Source organism: Streptomyces sp. NPDC031670, from assembly GCF_055580545.1.
The window spans coordinates 497,825-516,045 of sequence record NZ_JBVILC010000002.1 but is presented as its reverse complement, the minus strand read 5'-3'; the positions used below and the strand labels follow the sequence as shown (position 1 = coordinate 516,045).

Here is an 18,221-nt window from a genome sequence, read left to right as displayed (position 1 = left end):
GCCCGGGGAGAGGGTGTGTTTCACGTGAAACACACCCTCCGGGCGGACTCAGTGCGCGTCGGCGATGTGCTGGGTGCCGATCCGCTTGCGGAAGACCCAGTACGTCCAGCCCTGGTAGAGGAGCACCACCGGGGTCGCGATGCCCGCGCACCAGGTCATGATCTTCAGCGTGTAGGGGCTGGAGGAGGCGTTGGAGACCGTGAGGTTCCACTCCTCGTGCAGCGAGGACGGCATGACGTTCGGGAAGAGCGTCAGGAAGAGCATCGCCACGGCCGCCGCGATCGTGATGCCGGACAGGGCGAACGACCAGCCTTCGCGGCCCACCTTGATCGCCGCGATCGCGCCGACCAGGGCGACGACCGCGATCACCATCGCGACCAGGCTCTTGGTGTCACCGCGCGATGTCTGCGTCCAGATGAGGAAGGCGAGCGCCAGCACGGCGGTGGCCAGTCCCAGCTTCAGCGCCAGCGCCCGCGACCGCTCGCGGATCTCTCCGACGGTCTTCAGGGACGTGAAGACCGAGCCGTGGAAGGTGAACAGGAACAGCGTCACCAGACCGCCGAGGATCGAGTACCCGTTGAGCAGGTCCCAGAAGGTGCCCACGTACTCCTTGTGCGCGTCGATCTTCACTCCGCGCACGATGTTGCCGAAGGCCACACCCCACAGGAACGCCGGGATGAGCGAGGTCCAGAAGATGGCCTCCTCCCAGTTGCGCTGCCACTTCTCCTCGGGCCGCTTCGCGCGGTACTCGAAGCCCACCCCGCGCACGATCAAACAGACCAGGATGATCAGCAGCGGCAGATAGAAGCCGGAGAAGAGCGTGGCGTACCACTCGGGGAAGGCGGCGAAGGTCGCGCCGCCGGCGGTGAGCAGCCACACCTCGTTGCCGTCCCAGACCGGCCCGATCGTGTTGATCAGGACCCGCTTCTCCGTGCGGTCACGGGCCAGCAGCTTCGTGAGGATGCCGACTCCGAAGTCGAAGCCCTCCAGGAAGAAGTAGCCGGTCCACAGGACGGCGATGAGTACGAACCAGACGTCGTGGAGTTCCATGCCTCTGTCTCCTCAGCCTCAGTACGAGAAGGCCATCGGCCGGTCGGGGTCGCGGTCGTCCCCGCCGATCTTGGTGGGCGGGTTCAGGTCGGACTCGGTGAGCTCGGGCGGTCCGGCCTTGACGTACTTCACGAGCAGCCGTACCTCGATCACCGCGAGCACGGCGTAGAGCAGGGTGAAGACGATCATCGAGGTGAGGACCTCGCCCTGCGAGACACCGGGGGAGACCGCGTCCCTGGTGCGCAGTACGCCGTAGACGACCCAGGGCTGACGGCCCATCTCGGTGAAGATCCAGCCCCAGGAGTTGGCGATCAGCGGGAAACCGAGGGTCCAGATGGCGGTGAACCAGTACCAGCCGGTCAGCCGGGTGCTGAGCGTCTTGTTCCGGAAGAGGACCAGATGCGGCACCTCGTCGTCGCCGGTCCGCAGTCCGGGTGCCAGCAGGAACTTCTTACGTGTGAGCCAGAGGCCGACGGCTCCGATGGCGAAGGACGCCATCCCGAAGCCGATCATCCAGCGGAAGCCCCAGAAGGTGACCGGGATGTTGGGCCGGTAGTCGCCCGGCCCGTACTTCTGCTGCTCCTGCTTGTTGACGTCGTTGATGCCGGGGACGTACGAGGAGAAGTTGTTGTCGGCGAGGAAGGAGAGCACGCCCGGGACCGAGATCTCGACGCTGTTGTGCCCCTTGGCCACGTCTCCGTAGGCGAATATCGAGAAGGGCGCCGACTTCTCGCCGTCCCAGAGTGCCTCGGCCGCCGCCATCTTCATGGGCTGCTGCTTGAACATGACCTTGCCGAGCTGGTCGCCGCTGACGGCTGTGAGCAGTCCGCCCACGACCAGCGTGACCAGGCCGAGCCGGAGCGAGGTGCGCATCACGGGGATGTGCTTCTTGCGACGGAGGTGGATGGCGGAGACGCCGACCATGAACGCGCCACCGGTGAGGAAGGCCGCGGTGAGCGTGTGGAAGACGACGACCAGGGTGGTGTCCTGCGTCAGCACCTGCCAGAAGTCGGTGAGCTCGGCACGCCCGCGGGCCTTGTTGATCGTGTAGCCGACCGGGTGCTGCATCCAGGAGTTGGCGGCCAGGATGAAGTACGAGGAAAGGATGGTGCCGATCGAGACCATCCAGATGCAGGCGAGGTGGATCTTCTTCGGCAGCTTGTCCCAGCCGAAGATCCACAGACCGATGAAGGTCGACTCGAAGAAGAAGGCGATGAGCGCCTCGAAGGCGAGCGGGGCGCCGAAGATGTCACCCACGAACCGCGAGTAGTCGGACCAGTTCATGCCGAACTGGAACTCCTGGACGATGCCGGTGACGACACCCATCGCGATGTTGATCAGGAAGAGCTTGCCCCAGAACTTCGTCGCCCTGAGGTACTTCTCGTTCTCGGTCCGCACCCACGCGGTCTCCAGCCCCGCGGTGAGCGCGGCCAGCGAGATCGTGAGGGGGACGAAGAGGAAGTGGTAGACGGTGGTGATGCCGAACTGCCATCGCGCCAGTGTTTCCGGCGCCAGAGCCAGATTCACAACGTCATCTCCTTACATCGCCGTGATCACAGCGGCGCTTTGCCCCTCTGATCCCACCGATTACGGGATGAAGCGGGACACGCTTGTGAACGCGTTCACATTCACAAGCATTATGTCGCACATGCTTCCGGAGCTTCAATCCGGGGGGGACCTCTATGCGCCAGGGTCGCGGGGGCGTCTGGCCAGCGCCCGGCACGGTCGCGTTCAGGGCCGAGAGCGGCACGCCGACGCTCCCGCAGGGCTCGAGGCCGGTCACGCACGGTGACGGATGCCCTCTGGGGAGCGCGGGCATGGTCGTGGGCCGGGGCGGCGGGGATGCCCGGCTGCCGACCACCGCCCGCACCGGCGACCGCGTGCGGGCGCACCGGCCTCCAGGGCCCGGCCCAGGGCTCGGAGACCTCACGGACCGGGTCCGGCGCGAACGGCGTCCCGCTCGCGACCGGACCCGCGGGGCAGTCCTAGTACGCCTTGCGGAAGCCCTCGGCCACCTTCAGGAAGAGGTCGTTGGCCTCGGTCTCGCCGATCGTGACGCGCACGCCCTCACCCGCGAACGGCCGGACCACCACGCCCGCCGCCTCACAGGCCTGCGCGAACTCCGCCGTCCGCTCGCCGAGGCGCAGCCAGACGAAGTTCGCCTGCGTCTCCGGCACGGTCCAGCCCTGGCCGAGCAGACCCTCGTACACCCGGGCGCGCTCACCGACCAGCGCGCCCACGCGGCCGAGCAGTTCGTCCTCGGCGCGCAGGGAGGCGACCGCGGCGTCCTGGGCGACCTGGCTGACGCCGAAGGGGACGGCCGTCTTGCGCAGCGCCGCGGCCACCGGCTCATGGGCGACGGCGAAACCGATCCGCAGCCCGGCGAGCCCGTACGCCTTGGAGAAGGTGCGCAGCACCGCCACGTTCGGGCGGTCGCGGTAGATCTCCAGCCCGTCCGGCACCTCGGCGTCGCGGACGAACTCCTTGTACGCCTCGTCCAGGACGACCAGCACATCGGACGGCACACGGTCGAGGAATCGTTCCAGCTCCGCCCGGCGGACCACGGTGCCGGTCGGGTTGTTCGGGTTGCAGACGAAGATCAGCCGGGTCCGGTCGGTGACCGCCTCGGCCATGGCGTCCAGGTCGTGCACATCCCCCGGGGTCAGCGGCACCTGCACGGACGTCGCGCCGCTGACCTGGGTGATGATCGGGTACGCCTCGAAGGAGCGCCAGGCGTAGATGACCTCGTCACCGGGGCCGGAGGTGGCCTGGAGCAGCTGCTGCGCGACCCCGACCGAGCCGGTGCCGGTGGCGAGGTGGGTGAGCGGCACGCCGAAGCGGTCGGCCAGCTCGTTCATCAGACCGGTGCACGCCATGTCGGGGTAGCGGTTGAAGTTCCCGGCTGCGGCGACGGCGCTCTCCATCACGCCCGGCAGCGGCGGGTACGGGTTCTCGTTGGAGGACAGCTTGTACGCGACGGGACCGCCGGCGGCGGCGGGCCTGCCTGGCTTGTAGGTGGGGATGCCGTCCAGCTCGGCGCGCAGCTTGGGGCTCGTCTCGCTCACCGCAGGTCCTCCTCGACCAATCCGTCCGTACGAATACTGCTCACCTTATGAGGATTCGGCGCCCCTGCGAAGAGCCGTGGGCATCCTCCGGGTGCGGGCGGTCGTGCTCGTCGGGGCCGGGGGGACGTGAGCGCGCGAAAGGGGGAGCGCTCCCCCGTCGAAGCCGTGCGCCGGTGGCTCGCGCCGTGGCGCGCATCCCTCGTGCAGGTGAGTTGAGACCGCTTCGAAACATCGGGCATTCGGCAGCTGCCCACCGATCGACAACCGCCACTGGAACGTCGCTGCCTCCAACTCCCTTGGAATACAAGGCCATTAGCCGCTATTGATCATGCAGAAACGTGCCTGTCAACGCGTGCATATGCACGCGGTCCAACCATCCCCCCTCGCCCTACTATCGGCTCGCCATGACAGCAGCAGGGAAGCACCAGGTGAGCCGGTCAACCGGTCGCCGGCTGGGGCGGGCGGGCATTCGGGACGTGGCCGCCGCAGCCGGTGTCTCCATCACGACCGTCTCAGACGCGCTCAACGGCAAGGGCCGGCTCCCCGACGCCACCCGCCGCCACGTCCGCGAGGTCGCAGACCGGCTGGGCTATCGCCCATCCGCAGCGGCCCGCACGCTCCGTACCGGAAAGTCGGGCCTCATCGGCCTGACCGTGACGACCTACGGGGATGAACCTTTCACCTTCACCGAGTTCGCCTACTTCGCCGAGATGGCGAGGGCCGCGACATCCGCCGCACTGGCGCGCGGGTACGCCCTCGTCATCCTGCCCGCCACCTCACGCCGCAGCCCAGCGGACGTGTGGTCGAACGTCGCTCTCGACGGCACCGTCGTGATCGACCCCTCCGACCAGGACCCCCTGGTCACCGAACTGGTCCGCCAGGGCCTTCCCGTGGTCTCCGACGGCCGTCCGGCGGGTTCACTGCCGGTGACCGCGTGGGTCGACAACGACCACGAGGCCGCCGTCCTCGAACTGCTCGACCATCTCGCCGACGCCGGCGCCCGCCGGATCGGCCTCCTCACCGGCACCACCACCGACACCTATACCCGTCTCTCCACCGAGGCCTATCTGCGCTGGTGCGAAAGGGTCGGGCAGGACCCCGTCTACGAGTCCTACCCCGCCCACGATCCGTGCGCGGGCGCCGTCGCGGCCGACCGGCTGCTCGCCCGCCCGGACCGGCCCGACGCCGTGTACGGACTGTTCGACCCCAACGGCACCGATCTGCTGGCAGCCGCCCGCAGATACGGACTGCGGGTGCCCGAGGACCTGCTGCTCGTCTGCTGCAGCGAGTCCACCGTGTACGCGACCACCGAACCGCCCATCACCACGCTCTCCCTCAAGCCCCGGCGCATCGGCACGGCCGTCGTCCAACTGCTCATCGACGCCATCGAAGGCATCGACCACGGTCACCCGATCGAGCAGGTGATACCGACCGAACTCATCGTCCGTACCTCGTCGCAACGCCGGTCGCCGCGGACGACGGTCAGTCCCCCGCGGTCTCCCGTCGCGGAACCCCGCAGGGGACTCAACCAGGACCCCAACGTGCCGGACAGGAGCCCCGACAGCGATGCGGACCAGGACTAGACCATCACATTGAGGACATAACCACCGTTGAACCAAGGGCGCACCGGGATTCACCACCCCTGGTGCGTCACACAGCACGGGCCGCATTCCTATGATGGGCGCACGACACCACGGATCCCCGCCCGACCAGGGGGGTCCTACGGTGTACGGCGGCGCGACGGTGGTGGAGGGGTCGATGACTCAGGGGGCCGGTCAGGGACCCGAGCGGACGGAGACGTTGCGTGACTTCCGGGTGCCTCCGTACGCGCAGGCTCCCGCGCAGTCCGCGCCGGTCCCCCCGCCGCCCCCACCCGTGGAGATGCCTCCACCGCCGCACCCGCCCGTGCCCGTGCAGCCGACGGAGCCGTACCCCGCGGAGATCCACCCGGGGAACGTCTTTCCGGATGACGGGCCGCCCGAGGGCTACACCCCGACCGCACGCGACCTCCCGGTGATCAACCGGGGGGACACCGTGCAGGTCCGGGTGGAGAGCGAGCCCGCTCCGGCACCCCTGCCGGACGGTCTGGGACCGCTCTTCGTCGTGGGTGACGTCCACGGCTATCTCGACGAACTCCTGGCCGCCCTGCGCGAGCAGGGGCTGATCGACGTCGACGGCAACTGGGCCGCGGGCAACGCCCGTCTCTGGTTCCTCGGCGACTTCACCGACCGCGGCCCCGACGGCATCGGCGTCATCGACCTGGTGATGCGGCTGTCCGCCGAGGCCGCAGCCGCCGGCGGCTACTGCAAGGCCCTCATGGGCAACCACGAACTGCTCCTGATCGGCGCCAAGCGCTTCGGCGACACCCCCGTCAACTCCGGCGCGGGCACCGCCACCTTCCAGGCCGCCTGGCTGCTCAACGGCGGCCAGAAGGCCGACATGGACCGCCTCCAGGACGTCCATCTGCAGTGGATGTCCCGCCTCGACGCCATCGAGCAGGAGGACGGGCATCTGCTGATGCACTCCGACACGACCGCGTACCTGGACTACGGCGACTCCATCGAGGCCGTCAACGACACCGTGCACGCGCTGCTGACCCGCAACGACGCCGACGAGTGCTGGGATCTGTTCCGCAAGTTCACCAAGCGCTTCGCCTTCCGCGACGAGTCCGGCCCCCAGGCCGCACGCGAACTGCTCTCGGCGTACGGCGGGCAGCGGGTGGTCCACGGACACAGCCCGATCCCCTACCTCCTGGGCGAAGTGGGCACCGAAGACGGCGAGGAAGACTCCCGTCCGGTCGTGGAAGGTCCGCATGTGTACGCCGACGGTCTCGCCATCGCGATGGACGGTGGGGTGACCATGGCCGGAAAACTGCTGGTCGTGCAGTTGCCTCTGCATGACTGACGGGTAATCGGGAAAGCACCGGCTCGTGCGGTGGCAAGGTGATTTCGGAAACACCCTGTCACCGCGTGCCGTAACCGCTCTACCATCGGCTTATCCGTAGCAGGCTCTCCTCCGTTTCCGCCCGATTGCCCGTTCGTCAGGCGGGCTTTCCGGCCCTACGGAGCATCGGGGGATGCACATGAACAGCGCTCCGCACCTGCTGACCGAGGACCGCCCGGAGTTCGAGCGGATCCTCGACGACGCACTGCGCACCGCGCCCGACCGGCCCGAGCTGGCCGGTGTAGGAGTACGGCTCAACACCGAGCAGTTGCGCACCATGGTGCTCAACGCGGGTGCCCTCGTCTCGGCCGCGGCGGCGGCCGAGTACGACCACTACGTCAGGGCGCGGGAGGAGCTACGTGCGCCCTCCACGCCGGCGCTCACCTCGGAACGCGGCTCCGTGATGTCGCCTCCGGTGGTGGACAGCCCGGATTCCACCTCGGGAGCGGGCGTCGGCGCGGTCGTCGCGGTGCTCGCGCCGGTCCTCGCCGGAACCGCAGCCGCGATCTTCCTGCTGGTGGGTTACATCCTCAAGATGCTCGACCCGCAGCCCGCCTTCGCCGACACGTTACTCACCGCGGGCTGGTTCTTCGGCGCCCTCACCGCAGCCGCGATTCTCGCCGCCGCGGTCAGCCTTCTGACGACCGCGATACGCAATGGGTCCACCCAGGTCATCGCCGAGCCGGAGGAGAGCGAGGTGGGCGACGAGAGAGCCCAGGAGGTCTCCCGGGCTCGGGAGGCATGGCGCCATGCCCTGGTGGAGCGGGGTATCTACCCGTTCCTGCGCGAGGCGCTGGCCGACCCCGGCGCCGGTCGGGGTGCGCCGGCGCGCCGCACACCGGGCCGGATGCCCACGCTCGGCTATGACCGGCCCGATTTCGACAGTCCGGGCGATCCGTCCACGGGGACCCGGCCCAGCTTCACAAGCCCGGACTTCACCAGTCCCGACTTCGGGGGCTCCGACCATCAGCCGGAGTGAGCGGTTTGAGGGCGCTGTGTTTCACGTGAAACCAACGGGGTCCTGACGCCCCGTTCGTTTCACGTGAAACCACGGCCCGCGCACGGAACTCTCATCGCGCAGATGGCCGTGGCCGCGCTGGAATCCCCCTACGCATGTTTCACGTGAAACACAGCTCCCCAACGGGCCCGTGTTTCACGTGAAACGTATGTGCGTACGTCAGTCGGCGATCGGCAGATAGACGCGGTTGCCCGCCGCCGCGAACTCCGCGGACTTCTCCGCCATTCCGGCCTCGATGTCCCCCGCCGCCAGATCTCCGCCGTGTTCACGCCGGATGTCCTGGGAGATCTTCATCGAGCAGAACTTGGGCCCGCACATCGAGCAGAAGTGGGCGGTCTTCGCAGGCTCCGCGGGCAGCGTCTCGTCGTGGAACTCCCGGGCGGTGTCCGGGTCGAGGGCCAGATTGAACTGGTCCTCCCAGCGGAACTCGAAGCGGGCGTCGGAGAGCGCGTCGTCCCAGTCCTGCGCGCCCGGGTGACCCTTGGCGAGGTCGGCCGCGTGTGCCGCGATCTTGTAGGTGATGACGCCCGTCTTCACGTCGTCGCGGTTCGGCAGGCCCAGGTGCTCCTTGGGCGTGACGTAGCAGAGCATCGCGGTGCCCCACCAGGCGATCATCGCGGCGCCGATACCCGAGGTGATGTGGTCGTAAGCGGGGGCGACATCCGTGGTCAGGGGGCCGAGCGTGTAGAACGGCGCCTCTTCGCAGATCTCCTGCTGGAGATCGATGTTCTCCTTGATCTTGTGCATCGGGACATGGCCCGGACCCTCGATCATCGTCTGGACGTTGTGGCGCTTGGCGATCGTGTTGAGTTCACCGAGCGTGCGCAGCTCCGCGAACTGCGCCTCGTCGTTGGCGTCCGCGATGGAGCCCGGACGCAGGCCGTCGCCCAGGGAGTACGTGACGTCGTAGGCCGCGAGGATCTCGCAGAGCTCCTCGAAGTTCTCGTACAGGAACGACTCCTTGTGGTGCGCCAGGCACCATGCCGCCATGATCGACCCGCCGCGCGAGACGATGCCGGTCTTGCGGCGCGCGGTGAGCGGCACGTAACGCAGGAGCACCCCGGCGTGGACCGTCATGTAGTCGACGCCCTGTTCGGCCTGCTCGATGACCGTGTCCTTGTAGATGTCCCAGGTCAGCTCCTCGGCGCGGCCGTCGACCTTCTCCAGCGCCTGGTAGAGCGGCACCGTGCCGATCGGGACAGGGGAGTTGCGCAGCACCCACTCGCGGGTGGTGTGGATGTTGCGGCCGGTGGAAAGGTCCATGACCGTGTCGGCGCCCCAGCGGGTGGCCCAGGTCATCTTGTCCACCTCCTCCTCGATGGAGGAGGTGACGGCGGAGTTGCCGATGTTGGCGTTGACCTTCACCAGGAACCGCTTGCCGATGATCATCGGCTCGATCTCGGGGTGGTTGATGTTGGCGGGGAGCACCGCCCGTCCGGCCGCGATCTCCTCGCGGACGACCTCGGGGGAGACGTTCTCGCGGATCGCGACGTACTCCATCTCCGGGGTGATCTCGCCCCGGCGGGCGTACGCGAGCTGGGTGACGGCCTGTCCGTCGCGGCCCCGGCGCGGCTGGCGCGGGCGGCCCGGGAACACCGCGTCGAGGTTTTTCAGTCCGCCGCGCGGGGAGGTGTGCTTGATGCCGTCGTCCTCGGGGCGGACGGGCCGGCCCGCGTACTCCTCGGTGTCGCCGCGGGCGATGATCCAGTTCTCCCGGAGGGGAGCGAGGCCGCGACGGACGTCCGTCTCGATGTTCGGGTCGGTGTACGGCCCGGACGTGTCGTACAGCGTGACGTCCTTGCCGTTGGTGAGGTGCACCTGGCGCACCGGCACCCGGAGGTCGGGGCGCGAGCCCTCGACGTACCCCTTGTGCCAGCCGATGGACTTCCCGGCCTCGTTCTGGTTCGAGGCAGGCGTGCGTGCGTCTTGAATGGTCATGAGACCTACTCCCTACGCCGGCATTACCCGGTAACAGGTTCGGCGGTCGACGCAGCCGCTTCCGTACGGTTCGTACGGCTTTCAGCGCCCTCTCAGCCCGGTGCTCCGAGCTCCCGCGTGTGCAAAGGTGCCACCACGCTAGCGCCATCCCCAGCGCGCTGAACAGAGGGGCCCCGCCGCTGTTGCGATGATCGGGTGGTGACGTCAGCAGAGCAGCACCCCGAAGGCTCCCCCGGCCATCCCCCCGGCCACGCCCATGGGCACACGCACAGCCACGGTCCCGCGACGCCGGTCTCCAAGCACCTGCGCAAGGTGATCGCCGCTGTGCTGATTCCGTTCTCCATCGCGGTGCTCGTGGGTTTGGCGGTGTTGTGGCCCGGCGGTACCCCTTCCCATCAGCGCACCGGCGTCGGCTTCGACCGCCAGACCCAACAGGCCAAGGTCGTCGCCCTCCAGAAGCTCGACTGCAAGTCGGTCAACGCCGGTCAGACCCCGCCGGCCGGAGACACCTCGCCCCCCGGCGGCCAGGAGGGCTCGCATGTCCGGCAGGGCCAGTGCGCCAAGGCGACCATCGAGGTCACCAGCGGCAAGGAGAAGGGCCGCACCTTCACCGAGATCGTCCAGCCGGACGCCCCGCGCCAACTCCACAAGGGGCAGGGCGTGATCGTCGCGTACGCCCCCGATGCCCCGCACGATCTGCAGTACTCGGTGACCGATGTGAACCGGCGGTTGCCGATGGCGCTGCTCGCGGGCATCTTCGCGCTCGTGGTGGTGGTCGTGGGCCGGCTGCGCGGGGTGATGGCTCTCGTCGCGCTGGTCGTCTCGTTCGCCGTACTGACGCTGTTCATCCTCCCGGCGATCCTCCAGGGCTCCAATCCGCTGCTGGTCGCGGTGGTCGGGTCGAGCGCGATCATGCTGATCGCGCTGTACATGTGCCACGGCCTCTCGGCGCGTACCTCGGTCGCCGTACTCGGCACGCTGGTCTCGCTCGTCCTGATCGGGCTGCTCGGGTCGCTCTTCATCGGCTGGGCCTCGCTGACCGGCAACACCGACGACAACACCGGTCTGATCCACGGGCTCTACCCGGACATCGACATGTCGGGTCTGCTGCTGGCCGGCGTGATCATCGGCTCGCTCGGGGTGCTCGACGATGTGACGGTCACCCAGACGTCGGCGGTGTGGGAGCTGCACGAGGCCAACCCGCGCATGGGCCCGCGCGGGCTGTACCGGGCCGCCATCCGGATCGGCCGCGATCACATCGCCTCGGTGGTCAACACCCTGGTCCTGGCGTACGCGGGTGCGGCGCTCCCGCTGTTGCTGCTGTTCTCGATCGCGCAGAGCAGCGTGGGGACGGTGGCCAACAGTGAGCTGGTCGCCGAGGAGATCGTCCGAACGCTGGTGGGTTCGATCGGCCTGGTGGCGTCGGTTCCGGTCACCACGGCCCTCGCGGCGCTGGTGGTCTCCGCCGACCGCCCGGCCGTGGCGACCCGTGGGGCGGGGCGGGGCGGCCGGGGCCGGCGACGCAAGAAGTAGGCACCGGCACCGACTCCCGGACCAGAGCCGAGCGCCTGACCCGGCCAACTGGGCTGCTCTCAGCCCGCGTTCTGCTCCTCGGCCAGGATCCGTCCCAGCGCCTCGTCCAGATGTCCGTCGAAGTCGCCGGTCGCGCGCTCCTGCCCGAGCGGGACGAGCTTGTCCGTGCGGTCGAGGAACGCCACCAGGGGACCGGCTCCGGCCCGGAAGTTCGCCCGCTCGCCGCCCACCTGGAGGTGGATGTGGACGTCGCGGAGCTCCTCCGCTCCGGCGGGCTCGATGCGCACATCGCCGTCGCCGGTGGGGCTGTTGATGCCGTCGAGCAGCAGTTCCCGTCCGAATGTCCAGGTCACGGGTTCGTCGCCGGGGAGGTAGAAGGTCATCCGGACCGCGTAGGGATCGTCGGCACGGTAGGTGAGCTCCACCGGGATCCTGAAGGAGAGCTCATCGGAGACGAGAAAGCTCATCATGACCTCTGCCAGGACCTCACGCATCATCTACCCCGCTGTAGCTGAAATGGCCAGTAATGGTCCATCCTGGCCCTCTTGACGCCATCGTGCTGGAAGCACTACCGGATCACAAGGAGTGAGTTTTCAGATACTGATAGAGAAGGCCAGTGAGCTGAGCAGACGGCCCACTTCGCCACGCAGTTGCTCGATGGCCGGAATCAGGCGTTCTTGCTGGTGAAGCGGGAGGGAGATGGCCATCGTCGCGGCTCCGGACCCGGCCGCGACGGGGATGGCGGCGCAGACCGTGCCGAGGGCATACTCCTGTCTTTCGACCATCGGTTGCATACGCTCCGTAGCCGCGAGGCGGTCCAGCAGGGCCCGGCGGTCCCGTACGGAATAGGGCGTGATCGCGCGGACCGGGTGTCGGTCCAGGTGGTCCTCGCGGGCCTTCTCGTCGAGCTGGCTCAGCAGGCACTGTCCGATGGCGTGCGCGTGCCCCGTCTCCCGGAAGTCAGCCCACTCCTCCACCGCCGGGGCCGACGGCGTGTCGGCCACGCCGGCGATCTCGATCTCACCTTCGCGGTAGACCGCGAAGTACACCGGGACCCCGATGGCATCCCGCCACTCCGCGAGAGACCGACTGATCTTGGTGCGACGATTCTGCATGGCGCCACCTCTCGCCAGCCGTTCGGCTGCCTCACCGAAGACGAACACGCCGTGCTCCCGGCGCAGATAACCCTCGTGGGTGAGGGTGCGCAGCAGGTGGTACGCGGTGGGGAGCGGCAGCCCGGCCTCCCGGGCCAGCTGTTTGGCGGGGGCGCCGTCCGCATGGGTTCCCACGGCCTCCAGCAGGCGCAGCGCCCGCTGGACCGAACCGATCAGGGTAGGGACACCGGCGTTGGCAGCCGTGGCCACAGGTCACCCCCAGGCGTGCTGACGGGCAAGGAGCCCGCCCGAGGCAGCAGAGGTTTTCACCTTAACGGCCGCCTCCGGCGCCATGAGGGGTTTGGCTTCCGCGTCCCTCAGCCGGGCTAATCCCGGGTCGTTCTGTACGAGTGCTGTGCCGTCGCGGGACCGCACCCGTACCGAAGGCGCGCCGTCTTCTACCAGTCGCCGCGCGAGGACGTGGAGGACATGAACCGCCTGACGACGTAGATGAGACCGCCGACCAGGGCCACGAAGACCAGCACCTTGAAGAGCAGTCCGAACAGGAAGCCGACCACGCTGGCGATCAGGCCGCCGAATACGACCAGGGCGATGACGGGCACGGCGACCCACTTCACCCACCAGGGCATCCCCGCGAATATCTCCCGTGCCGCCATCGTCCTTACCTCTTCCGTACTCGTGAATCTCCTGAGTCTCGGGCTGCTGCCTTCGACACCCTCGATGCTAGGGGCGCGGGGGTGCCGAACGGGGGCGCCGCAGCCCTTGCTCTCCCCTGACCGGCCCCCTAGGGAGAACCAGGGGCCGCCCTCAGCTCTCAGGCGGAGAGAACACGACCAGAACCCGCAGGTCCTCGGCGATGTGATGGAACCGGTGGGCGACTCCGGCCGGGACATAGACGACGCTGCCCCGCGCCACCTCGGTGGTCTCCAGACCGACCGTGACGGACGCCCGGCCGCTCACCACGAAGTAGATCTCGTCCTGGGCGTGCGGCTGCTGCGGGTCGTGGTCGCCCGCGTCCAGCGCGTACAGCCCTGCCGACATGTTCCTTTCCCGCAGAAACTGCAGGTACGCGCCGTCGTTCGCGGCGCGCTCCGCCTCGAGTTCGTCAAGCCGGAAATGCTTCATCGCCATCCGCCCCTGCACTGGTACCGATCATGTCTGCCACGATCAGACACATGAAGAATTTCGTAGTCAAGACGCTCGCCAACGCGGCGGCCCTGGCCGTGGCCATCTGGCTGCTGCACGACATCACGCTCACCGGGGACAGCACCGGCAAGAAAGCCCTGACGCTGATTCTGGTGGCGCTGGTCTTCGGCGTGGTCAACTTCATCGTCAAGCCGGTGGTGAAGCTCCTCTCCTTGCCGCTGTTCATCCTCACGCTCGGCCTGTTCACCTTTGTGGTCAACGCGCTGATGCTGCTGCTCACCTCGTGGCTGGCCGGGAAGCTCGACCTCACCTTCCACGTCGAGGGCTTCTGGACCGCTCTGCTGGGCGGCCTGATCATCTCGATCGTGTCCTGGGCGCTGCACATCGCCCTGCCGGACGACGAGGACTGAGGAGAGCGCGATGACCTCCGGTGTGAACCCTTCCCAGGCGCCGGGGGACGGCACCAGAGCGGTGCGGGCCGGACTGCCGGACCCGGTGGCGTACGAACCCTCGCTGCCGGGGCCGGTGTTCGCCGCCCACTTCCATCTGCCGGGAGAGGCGGCGGGCCCCTACACCTACGGACGCGACACCAATCCGACGTGGACCCATCTGGAGCGTGCCCTCGCCGAGCTGGAGTCCCCCGAGGTGCCCGCCGAGGCGGTCGTCTTCGCCTCCGGCATGGCCGCGATCTCGGCGGTGCTGCTCTCCCACGCGCGCGTGGGCGACGCCGTGGTCCTGCCGGACGACGGCTACCAGGCGCTGCCCCTGGTGCGCGAGCAGCTCACGGCGTACGGGGTCGAGGTGCGGGTCGCGCCGACCGCCGGCGACGCCCAGCTCGGCGTCCTGGACGGCGCGGCGCTCCTGTGGATCGAGACGCCCTCCAACCCGGGCCTGGACGTCTGCGACATCCGGCGTCTGGCACGGGCCGCCCATGACACGGGCGCGCTGGTCGCGGTCGACAACACGCTGGCGACCCCGCTCGGTCAGCGCCCACTGGAGCTCGGCGCGGACTTCGCGGTGGCCAGCGGCACCAAGGGCCTCACCGGCCACGGCGATCTGCTGCTCGGCTACGTGGTCTGCCGGGATCCCGAGCTGGCCGCGCGCGTACGCAGGTGGCGCAAGGTCGTCGGGGCGATCCCCGGCCCGATGGAGGCCTGGCTGGCGCACCGCTCGCTGGCCACGCTCCAGCTGCGCGCGGACAGGCAGTCGGCGAACGCGCTGGCCGTCGCCGAGGCGCTGTCGGGGCGCCCCGAGGTGAGCGGGGTACGCCATCCCGGGCTGCCGTCCGACCCCGCGCACCGGCAGGCGAGCGCGCAGATGCGCCGCTTCGGCTGTGTCGTCTCCTTCGACCTGCCCGACCGCGCCCACGCGGAACGGTTCCTGGCGGCGCTGCGGCTCGTGGACGACGCCACCAGCTTCGGCGGGGTGCGCTCCACGGCCGAGCGGCGCGGGCGCTGGGGCGGTGACAAGGTCGCGGAGGGCTTCATCCGCTTCTCGGCCGGGGCCGAGGACACCGCCGACCTCGTGGCCGACGTACTGCGGGCGCTGGACGAGGCCGCCGGGGCATGAAAAGGGCGGTCCGAGCCTCCCCCCTCGTGGTTCGGACCGCCCCGGCCCTCGTGTGAAGAACCGTGTGGACAAGGCTAGTTGACTCTGTGTCAGTGTCCAATCACGGTAGCGACAGAGACCTATCGACATATTTATAGTTGTGTCCGGCGGGGGACGTCATGAGGAGGTTCGGGACGGGAGGGCACTCATGGACCTCGCCCTGCTGCGGACGTTCGTCACCGTCCACCGCGCGGGCTCCTTCACCCGCGCCGCCGCCCTGCTCGGTCTCTCCCAGCCCGCCGTGACCAGCCAGATCCGTACGCTGGAGCGGCAGTTGGGGCGCCCGCTGTTCCTGCGCCAGGCGCGCGGGGTGACGCCGACGACCGCCGGCGACGAACTCGCCCAGCGGGCCGCCCCGCATCTGGACGCCCTGGTCGAGATAGCGGAATCCGGCTCGTACGAGGACTCGGGTGTACGCACCCTCCACCTCGCCGGGCCCCCCGAGTTCACCTCGCTGCGCGCCCTGCCCACCCTGACCTCGCTCATCCCGCAGGGGATCGCCCTGCGGGCCTCCTTCGGCAACGCCGAGGAGACACTGGAGGGCCTGGCCGCGGGCCACCACGACCTGGCCATCGCCACCGCCCGGCCCCGCGGCCGGCTGCTCTGCGCGACCCCGCTCTGCGACGAGGAGCACGTCCTGGTCGCCGGGGTGCGCTGGGCCTCCCGGGTCGCGCCGGGGGCGCTACGGCGCGGCGGTCCCGGCGCACTGGAGCACATCCCGGTGGTGGAGGTGCACGAGTCGCTCCCGTTCGTCTCGCGCTACTGGGCCGCGGTCTTCGACACCAAGCCGGCCGCGGCGGGCACGGTGATCGCGCCCGACCTGCGGGCGGTCATGGAGACGGTGACAGCAGGCGCCGGCCTGGCCGTACTGCCGCGCTATCTGTGCGAGGGAACGCTGGAGCGCGGCGAACTCGTGGCCCTGCTCGACCCGCCGGTGCCACCGCTGCGGACCTACTTCCTGGCGGTGCGCACCGGCACGCTGGCCCTGCCGCACATCGCGCGGGCACAGGAGTGGCTGCTGCGCGCCGCGGTCGACTGGAGCTGAGGAGTTTCGCGGACGCCGTCATGGGCCACATTTCTCCCATGACCGTCCGACCCGTGGTCAAGCGCACCGCACGAGCCGTCCTGCTGGACGGCGACGACCTGATCCTGATCAAGCGCACCAAGCCCGGCATGGATCCCTACTGGCTCACCCCCGGCGGCGGCGTCGAGCCGGAGGACTCCACCGTCGTCGAGGCCCTGCACCGCGAGGTGCACGAGGAACTCGGCGCGAAGATCACCGACGTGGTGCCCTGCTTCGTCGACACCGTCGAACACATCGGCGCCGACGGCGGCGCGACCGGTGTGAAGGTGCAGCACTTCTTCGTCTGCCGGCTCGACTCCATGGACGAATCCCTGCGGCACGGCCCCGAGGTGGAGGAGCCCTGCGGCGAGTACGAGATCGTACGGATCCCGTTCACCCGCGTCGGCATCGCCTCCGTCCACCTCGTGCCGCTGTCGCTGCGCCACTACCTGGACGGCAACATCGAGGGCGTCCGCGCGATGCACGCGCCCGACCTGGGCTGATCCCCCGCCGAGCGCGGCACCCCCGGCGCCGCGCCCCGGGCGCCACGGCCGTGGACCGTGGCGCGCCTCAGTGGTTCGCCGCGACCAGCTCCTCGACGGAGTCGTGCCGGATGCGGTCCGAGGGGATCCCGATGTCCCGCAGCGTGGTCACCCCGCTGCGGATCATCCCCGGCGGTCCGGAGACATAGGCGTCGTACGAGGTCCACGGCCCGTACTCGCGCACCGCCTCCGGGAGCCGCCCGTCGAGTCCCCGGCCCGGACCGCCCGAGACGACCGGCCGCACCGACAGCCACGAGTGCGCCTGCTGGAGCCGCATGAGGGTGTCGATGTCGTACAGGTCGTGGTTGCTGCGGGCGCCGTAGAAGACCTCGACGGGGCGCCGCTCACCGCACCGGGCGACATCCTCGACCAGCGCCTTGATGGGCGCTATGCCGGTGCCGCCACCGAGGCAGAGAAGGCCGTTGTCGGTGCTGTGGTCGACCACCATCGACCCGGCGGGCGCCCCCAGACGCAGGGTGTCCCCGGGGCGGGCACGGTGGACCAGCGCGCCGGAGACCCAGCCCGCCGGCACCGCTTTGACGTGCAGCGACAGCAGCCCGTCGCTGCGGGGCGCGGAGGCCAGCGAATAGTGCCGCCAGACCCGCGGCCACCAGGGCGTTTCCAGCGTCGTGTACTGCCCGGCCAGGAAGGGGTACGGCTGGTCGGGGCGGAGGGTGACCACCGCGATGTCCGGGGTCCTCAGGTCGTGCGAGACGACCTCGGCGTACCACCAGGGCGGCTGGAGCCGCTCGTCCTCGTCCGCCGCGTCGATCATGATCTGCGACATCGTCGTGTACGCCCGGATCCAGGCGCCCTGGGTCGCCTCGTCCCAGGTGTTCCCGGCGTACCGGACCAGCGCCCCGATCAGCGCCTCCCCGACGGCCGGGTAATGCTCGGGCCGGGTGCCGTACTTACGGTGCCCCCGGCCCAGTTGGCGAAGATATTCAGTGAGTGCGGCGGTGTTCTCCAGATGCTCGGCGGCCGTGAGCAGCGCCTTGAGCAACCGGTCCCGCTGGGCGTCCATCGCTGCCGGAAAGAGCGTGCGCAGCTCCGGGTCGCCTATGAAGAGCAGAGCGTAGAAGTACGACGTGACCTTGTCCGCTAAGGGTGCGATCTCCGCGAGAGTGCGGCGTATCAGCACAGCGTCGGTCGACGTGTTGGTCGGAGCGTTCATCCTGTGTCTCGCCTCGAACCTCTGGC

General features: G+C 69.2%; 16 protein-coding genes and 1 pseudogene. 8 read left to right on the top strand and 9 right to left on the bottom strand.

Annotated elements, in window-relative coordinates; all coding sequences use genetic code 11:
- Positions 1-48 precede the first annotated feature (48 nt).
- The 3 genes from cydB to hisC all read right to left on the bottom strand — a co-directional run bounded on the left by cydB (position 49) and on the right by hisC (position 4,115).
- Positions 49-1,050 (bottom strand): cytochrome d ubiquinol oxidase subunit II, encoded by a 1,002-nt coding sequence (cydB, locus tag ACZ5ID_RS06390; protein WP_468893952.1) that lies wholly within the window; start codon positions 1,048-1,050, stop codon positions 49-51.
- 18 nt (positions 1,051-1,068) lie between these two features.
- Positions 1,069-2,577: a cytochrome ubiquinol oxidase subunit I gene (locus ACZ5ID_RS06385; RefSeq protein WP_468893950.1), complete on the bottom strand. Its 1,509-nt coding sequence runs from the start codon at positions 2,575-2,577 to the stop codon at positions 1,069-1,071.
- 458 nt (positions 2,578-3,035) lie between these two features.
- Positions 3,036-4,115 (bottom strand): histidinol-phosphate transaminase, encoded by a 1,080-nt coding sequence (gene hisC, locus ACZ5ID_RS06380; RefSeq protein ID WP_468893948.1) that lies wholly within the window; start codon positions 4,113-4,115, stop codon positions 3,036-3,038.
- A gap of 404 nt (positions 4,116-4,519) precedes the next feature.
- Here hisC and ACZ5ID_RS06375 point away from each other — a divergent pair, with 404 nt between their 5' ends.
- The 3 genes from ACZ5ID_RS06375 to ACZ5ID_RS06365 all read left to right on the top strand — a co-directional run bounded on the left by ACZ5ID_RS06375 (position 4,520) and on the right by ACZ5ID_RS06365 (position 8,037).
- Entirely contained in the window at positions 4,520-5,698 is a 1,179-nt protein-coding gene (locus ACZ5ID_RS06375; RefSeq protein WP_468893946.1) for a LacI family DNA-binding transcriptional regulator, read from the top strand.
- Between the two features lie 160 nt (positions 5,699-5,858).
- Positions 5,859-7,019: a metallophosphoesterase gene (locus tag ACZ5ID_RS06370; protein ID WP_468894216.1), complete on the top strand. Its 1,161-nt coding sequence runs from the start codon at positions 5,859-5,861 to the stop codon at positions 7,017-7,019.
- A 172-nt stretch (positions 7,020-7,191) separates the two neighbouring features.
- Entirely contained in the window at positions 7,192-8,037 is an 846-nt protein-coding gene (locus ACZ5ID_RS06365; RefSeq protein WP_468893944.1) for a hypothetical protein, read from the top strand.
- Positions 8,038-8,235: 198 nt separating this feature from the next.
- Here the strand turns inward: ACZ5ID_RS06365 and thiC are convergent, their stop codons facing one another.
- Positions 8,236-10,014 carry a phosphomethylpyrimidine synthase ThiC gene (gene thiC, locus ACZ5ID_RS06360; RefSeq protein WP_468893942.1) on the bottom strand — a complete coding sequence of 593 codons (1,779 nt, stop codon included), beginning with the start codon at positions 10,012-10,014 and terminating at the stop codon, positions 8,236-8,238.
- A 198-nt stretch (positions 10,015-10,212) separates the two neighbouring features.
- On the opposite strand from thiC, the gene ACZ5ID_RS06355 reads away from it, so the two are divergent.
- Positions 10,213-11,547, top strand: a complete 1,335-nt coding sequence (locus ACZ5ID_RS06355; RefSeq protein WP_468893941.1) for a YibE/F family protein — start codon at positions 10,213-10,215, stop codon at positions 11,545-11,547.
- Between the two features lie 59 nt (positions 11,548-11,606).
- Here ACZ5ID_RS06355 and ACZ5ID_RS06350 read toward each other — a convergent pair whose 3' ends face one another.
- From ACZ5ID_RS06350 to ACZ5ID_RS06335, 4 genes are all read right to left on the bottom strand, one after another.
- Positions 11,607-12,044, bottom strand: a complete 438-nt coding sequence (locus ACZ5ID_RS06350) for an SsgA family sporulation/cell division regulator (RefSeq protein ID WP_468893939.1) — start codon at positions 12,042-12,044, stop codon at positions 11,607-11,609.
- A gap of 96 nt (positions 12,045-12,140) precedes the next feature.
- Positions 12,141-12,911, bottom strand: a complete 771-nt coding sequence (locus ACZ5ID_RS06345) for an IclR family transcriptional regulator (RefSeq protein ID WP_468893937.1) — start codon at positions 12,909-12,911, stop codon at positions 12,141-12,143.
- 188 nt (positions 12,912-13,099) lie between these two features.
- Positions 13,100-13,318: a DUF5326 family protein gene (locus ACZ5ID_RS06340; RefSeq protein ID WP_406553407.1), complete on the bottom strand. Its 219-nt coding sequence runs from the start codon at positions 13,316-13,318 to the stop codon at positions 13,100-13,102.
- A 151-nt stretch (positions 13,319-13,469) separates the two neighbouring features.
- On the bottom strand, positions 13,470-13,787 hold the full coding sequence (locus ACZ5ID_RS06335; protein WP_406553415.1) for a cupin domain-containing protein: 318 nt from the start codon (positions 13,785-13,787) through the stop codon (positions 13,470-13,472).
- 50 nt (positions 13,788-13,837) lie between these two features.
- Between ACZ5ID_RS06335 and ACZ5ID_RS06330 the strand changes: the two genes are divergently transcribed.
- From ACZ5ID_RS06330 to ACZ5ID_RS06315, 4 genes are all read left to right on the top strand, one after another.
- Positions 13,838-14,218 carry a phage holin family protein gene (locus tag ACZ5ID_RS06330; RefSeq protein ID WP_468893934.1) on the top strand — a complete coding sequence of 127 codons (381 nt, stop codon included), beginning with the start codon at positions 13,838-13,840 and terminating at the stop codon, positions 14,216-14,218.
- A gap of 10 nt (positions 14,219-14,228) precedes the next feature.
- The gene (locus ACZ5ID_RS06325; RefSeq protein WP_468893932.1) at positions 14,229-15,377 is read left to right on the top strand and encodes a cystathionine gamma-lyase; all 1,149 of its coding nucleotides are present in this window, start codon (positions 14,229-14,231) and stop codon (positions 15,375-15,377) included.
- A gap of 187 nt (positions 15,378-15,564) precedes the next feature.
- Positions 15,565-16,461 (top strand): LysR family transcriptional regulator, encoded by an 897-nt coding sequence (locus ACZ5ID_RS06320; RefSeq protein ID WP_468893930.1) that lies wholly within the window; start codon positions 15,565-15,567, stop codon positions 16,459-16,461.
- Positions 16,462-16,499: 38 nt separating this feature from the next.
- A complete protein-coding gene (locus ACZ5ID_RS06315) occupies positions 16,500-16,982 on the top strand; it encodes an NUDIX domain-containing protein (RefSeq protein ID WP_190092022.1) in 483 nt (160 codons plus the stop codon).
- 67 nt (positions 16,983-17,049) lie between these two features.
- Here ACZ5ID_RS06315 and ACZ5ID_RS06310 read toward each other — a convergent pair.
- Positions 17,050-18,180: pseudogene (locus tag ACZ5ID_RS06310) on the bottom strand (globin domain-containing protein); the annotation flags it as partial.
- Positions 18,181-18,221 lie beyond the last annotated feature (41 nt).